Origin of the sequence: Heliobacterium chlorum, assembly GCF_014502795.1 — a bacterium.
GTDB lineage: Bacteria > Bacillota > Desulfitobacteriia > Heliobacteriales > Heliobacteriaceae > Heliobacterium > Heliobacterium chlorum.
Genome location: NZ_JACVHF010000060.1, coordinates 1 through 4,613, shown reverse-complemented (window position 1 = coordinate 4,613; position 4,613 = coordinate 1). Strand labels below are relative to the sequence as shown.

Below are 4,613 nucleotides of genomic sequence, written 5' to 3'. Positions count from 1 at the left end.
TCCTGCGCCGATGGTACTTGGGGCGTTGGCCCCTGGGAGAGTAGGTCGTTGCCGGATGAAAGCAAAGAACCAATGATGAAATGTCATTGGTTCTTTGCTTTTTAAATCTATCATTTACGCTCGATATATGGTTTAGCAGAATGCTGGATTTAATGGCGGAAGACAAATGGAAAAAAGGGACACCTGTAGAAGGTCATCCCTTTTGAAACTCGTCTATTTACTAGAAATTATAAAATTATCTTAGCAACGAGACCGCTTACCACACCTATGAAAGCTACTGCAGCTATGGTAAACGCCAAGACCTTTTTCGGGAAGGCTCGCTTGACGATCAACAAGGAGGGTAAACTAACGGCTGGAAGGGTCATCATCAACGTCACTGCGGGACCTGTTCCTAGACCAAAAGCCATCATGGTCTGTACAATCGGGATTTCGGCAGCAGTGGGAATAACAAAGAGGGTACCGGCGACAGCTAGACCAACTAAGGTCAATATTCCGTTGCTTGTTTCGGGGTCAATAGCTGGGAACAACCATGCCCGTAAGGAACCAAGCAATAATACAACAATCAGGTATGCAGGGATTGTATCGATAATAAGTTTCCAGAGGGCTTTCATCCAATGGTCGAAAAGGGATTTTAACTCTAGGGACGAAGGGTGTTCTTCTGCCTTAAAGTCTACCGTACGCAACGACCCGTTATTGGGTAATTCCGTATGAACTCGGTTGGCAATCGTCCCTACGGCCAGGATTAAAATGATTCCTCCAATGAGACGGAACAAAGCGAACTTCCAGGACAACACAAATCCCATAAAGATAATTGTTGCGGGATTAAGTACAGGATTCGCTAAGAAAAAAGCCAGAGCCGATCCTACTGATGCGGATTGGGTTCGTAGACCAACGGTCACCGGTGCGGCGCAGCAAGAACACATCATGCCTGGCAGAGCCGTCGCGGTGGCTAAAGCAGTACTTTTGAAACTCTTCTGGCCTAAGCATTTTTGGACCCAACCAATGGGGATAAGAACCTGAACTAAAGATCCTAGTAACAGACCAAGCAAGACGGCTTTCCAGACAGATCTAAAGTAATCGGTGGCATACCCTATAGCCGATTCCCATGACGGTGCTGGTGCAACGGCGGCCTTACCGCTTATGATAGACGCACCGATAGAATGGGTTGTGGCAGCCGTAAAGGCTTTTGCATAATAAGGGTTCCACTTGACATAAAAAAGTCCAATAACAGCGACCAGAAGGAAAAGTATGGGGAATATCAGTGTTCGTGAGGTCGTTCCGAGGGATGGGACAGAGTGGATGTTATTGGGGCCTAGGCTTTGTTGTTGCTTTTGAGTCATTACTATCTATCCTCCTATAAAAATGAATCCTGCTCCAGGGATGCTGTTTAATGATACCACGAGAAAGGGTAGATTTTAATTAAGAAAAATAATACAAGCACGAAACGGTGCAGGAACATTCATTTGTGAACGATAAAAAAGAGCTGGTCAGAGAGTTATGATGATTGACTGAGATAGAAACGCCCCCATCAATTAAATTGATGAGGGCGTTTTTTTAACTCACGAGGGATTAGTCTTGATCCTTATCTCCGTCGGTGTGGTTACCTTTGATCCCTTTGTTCAGCTTTCCTTGTTTTTCTTTAACTTGGGCTATATGTATGTCGCGGACGGCTTGATTCAGTTCTTTAGGGCTGACTTGGTTAAGTACGCCTTGGCTGCGTAGGTAGTGTTTCATTTGGCCAGGATTAATCTTGTATTGGACGCAGGATTTTATCATCGCATCGGATTGCTCCGTTGTTAAAGAAAACTCTTTGCAAAGGTCTACCATCGCTTTTACCTGTGCATCAGTTGCCATTGTTCCTAGAGTATTCCGTACCAGAGCTTCCAAGGCAGAATCAGTTGCGGTAGATTCACTTTGATTACTTGTACTTTGATTTCCTGAAGTCGAAGTAGTGCTGTTAGAAGAGTTCGTTGTAGAACTGGTAGAATCGGTTGAGCTGCCTGTAGTAGTTGTTGTTGTATTTCCGTTAGATGTAGTAGTTGTATTACCCTCGGACGTCGTATTCGTTTGGGTCGTGGATGTGGTGTTCTGCGTCGTGGTACCTGTAGAATCTGTCGTACCAGTGTTTGTAGAAGTGGTCTGAGTGTTCGTAGTCGAAGTCGGGGAGGTAATCTCCGATAAGGTGCCAGATACGGCGGCACTGGCTGCTCCAGCCACACCCATAATCAGGATACCAGCTAATGCTTGTGTCAAAGTGCGTTTCATTTGTGTCCATCTCCTTTTTTGTTTGTCCCGGTTTCACCTAGTCATCCGCCTTCCAGAGATATTTTTGGGGGGTAGGGTCTAAATTATTATTTTTGGATTATTTACCTCCGATAGTCCCCCCAGAAAAACGGTCTGTAATTCGGATAAAACCAATAGGAGGCCTGAAAAGAGGTGGGATTACGGAAGGGACAAACTTATTTACGCGGATACATCAAGGGGATGAACCTTCTCGAGAACAGTTGATCGCTGATTATAAAGATCGAATTGTAGCGATCGCCTCTCGGATTTGTAAACGACCCCTACTTTGGAACAATGATGATGAATTGAGCATTGCTCTTATCGCCTTTAACGAGGCCATTGATACCTATCGAGCGGAAAAAGGTGCAGCCTTTACGACTCACGTACACAATATCATTCGCTTTCGATTGATTGATCACTTCCGAAGAGAAGAACGAAACCGTCATATATCTCTAGATGGTTGGAATGAAAGTGAACAATCAAATCGGATTGAACAAGCAACGTCCTTGGAGGCATATCGGGATAAACAGGAAGCGGAAGAACAAGAAATGACCATGAGCCTCTTTGTAGAAGCCCTACAAGATTTCGGGATATCATTAGATGAGCTTGTACGAACATCTCCGAAACATAAAGACACAAAAGCAAACCTAATTCGGGCTGCGAAGCTTTTGGTAGCGAACACCGAATTACGCCAGCGGTTTTTTACTACCCGGCAAATTCCTATGAAAGAACTTGTTGTTCTCAGTGGGCTCAGTCGAAAAGTCCTAGAGACTGGTAGAAAATATATCGTCGCCGTGGCGATAGTGCTAGCCGATGATGAGTTTACTTTTGTCCGGTCGTTCTTGACCCTATCTGAGCAGAAATAGGCGGTGAAAATATGGGAAAAATGAACGTAATCATTGTTCAGGTTAACGAAAAAGACATGGTGGTGTTGAGTGAAGCTGGTGATTTTCTGTGTGTCCCAAGACCGATGGAAGCAGTACGAGCCGGTGAAACTATTTATGTTGAAGCGACAGCAAGGGAGCGAGAGCGACGGGGTGCCTGGCTTAAAACTGTAATGGAAAAAATGTCCGTACAGAGGCGATTTTGGGCAGCGGCGGCGTTCGTTATTATCGCTATAGGATGTAGTTTCCTTGTAAATGAAGTCACACCTCAGCCCGCGGTTGCATCCATGATTATCGATGTGGGTCCGAAAATTGAATTACTCACAGATGATCAAGGGCGGGTAATCGAAGCGAAGTCTGACTCGGGCGACGGAGAAAGTTTATTAAAAGGCCTTACACTCGATAAGTTACCAGCTAATGAGGCGCTTACTATACTTGTACAAAAGGCGGTAGCAGATGGTCTGGTGAACGATAATGCGGAGAAGCAACCAGGGCTAGTGACATGGTCTCCGCTGCCGGGTCATTCGGAATATGTACTGCCCATCTCTCAAGAAATGTTACAGCATCAACTGGAGGATACCCTGAACTACACTAAAAAAACCTATGTTCAAAGGCCTAATCAGCAAGAAGAAGCTTTATCGAATAAAGAAAGTGCAAAAGGTGATGGGGTAAAGGATAATCCACATCTGAAACTACAAAAAGAAAATGAATCTATAATCGATAAGGATATTGATAAAGAAGAAAAAGATTCAAAGGAAAAAGAAAGTCTAAAAAGCGATGATAACGGCTCTAAAGGAAACAAAGAAAGGGAAGAAGAGAAAATTGATAAAGGGATGAACAAAGAAAAGGGTCAAAAAATACATTGACAACAGTTCCCACTTGATTCTGTGATATAAAACTGATAAAATCTATCAAGTCACACAGCGATAGGAAATAAAAAAGAAATAAACTTCCTATTGACGACTGAGATAATAGATGATAAGATATGACTCGTTCGCTGCTCGAGCGAACGAGTCATCTGGTCCTTGAAAATCAAACAGTTGTTTAAGCAAAAGCGTGCGAATCCAAAGTTTAGTTCGGCCCGCGCAAGCGGGACGGACAACTTCTTAAAGAGTCGATAGACTTCTGTCACAAGAAGCTTTGACTGGATAAGAAAAATTTATCAATTAGAGCTTGACTCAAGCTTATCTACATTTTTTGTGGAGAGTTTGATCCTGGCTCAGGACGAACGCTGGCGGCATGCCTAACACATGCAAGTCGAACGGAGAGCGGAAGTTTCGATGGAAGCTCTTAGTGGCGGACGGGTGAGTAACGCGTGGATAACCTGCCTGAGAGTGGGGGATAACAGCCCGAAAGGGCTGCTAATACCGCATAACGTTGTCTGGGGACATCCCCGGACAACCAAAGGAGCAATCCGCTCTTGGATGGGTCCGCGTCCGATTAGCT

Annotated in this window: 4 protein-coding genes and 1 rRNA gene; 3 read left to right on the top strand and 2 right to left on the bottom strand. The window is 44.5% G+C overall.

The features are described from left to right. Window positions 1-227: 227 nt before the first annotated feature. Together H1S01_RS19575 and H1S01_RS19570 are read right to left on the bottom strand one after the other, a co-directional pair. Window positions 228-1,340, bottom strand: coding sequence for a permease (locus H1S01_RS19575; RefSeq protein ID WP_188042068.1), 1,113 nt, complete (start codon window positions 1,338-1,340; stop codon window positions 228-230). A 229-nt stretch (window positions 1,341-1,569) separates the two neighbouring features. Continuing rightward, window positions 1,570-2,265, bottom strand: coding sequence for a hypothetical protein (locus H1S01_RS19570; protein ID WP_188042067.1), 696 nt, complete (start codon window positions 2,263-2,265; stop codon window positions 1,570-1,572). 92 nt (window positions 2,266-2,357) lie between these two features. Between H1S01_RS19570 and sigI the strand changes: the two genes are divergently transcribed. From sigI to H1S01_RS19555, 3 genes are all read left to right on the top strand, one after another. Further along, complete coding sequence (gene sigI, locus H1S01_RS19565) at window positions 2,358-3,149, top strand: RNA polymerase sigma-I factor (protein WP_188042066.1); 792 nt, start codon at window positions 2,358-2,360, stop codon at window positions 3,147-3,149. Between the two features lie 11 nt (window positions 3,150-3,160). Beyond that, window positions 3,161-4,033 (top strand): anti-sigma-I factor RsgI family protein, encoded by an 873-nt coding sequence (locus H1S01_RS19560; protein WP_188042065.1) that lies wholly within the window; start codon window positions 3,161-3,163, stop codon window positions 4,031-4,033. A 330-nt stretch (window positions 4,034-4,363) separates the two neighbouring features. Then, window positions 4,364-4,613: ribosomal RNA gene (locus H1S01_RS19555) — 16S ribosomal RNA — on the top strand; the annotation flags it as partial.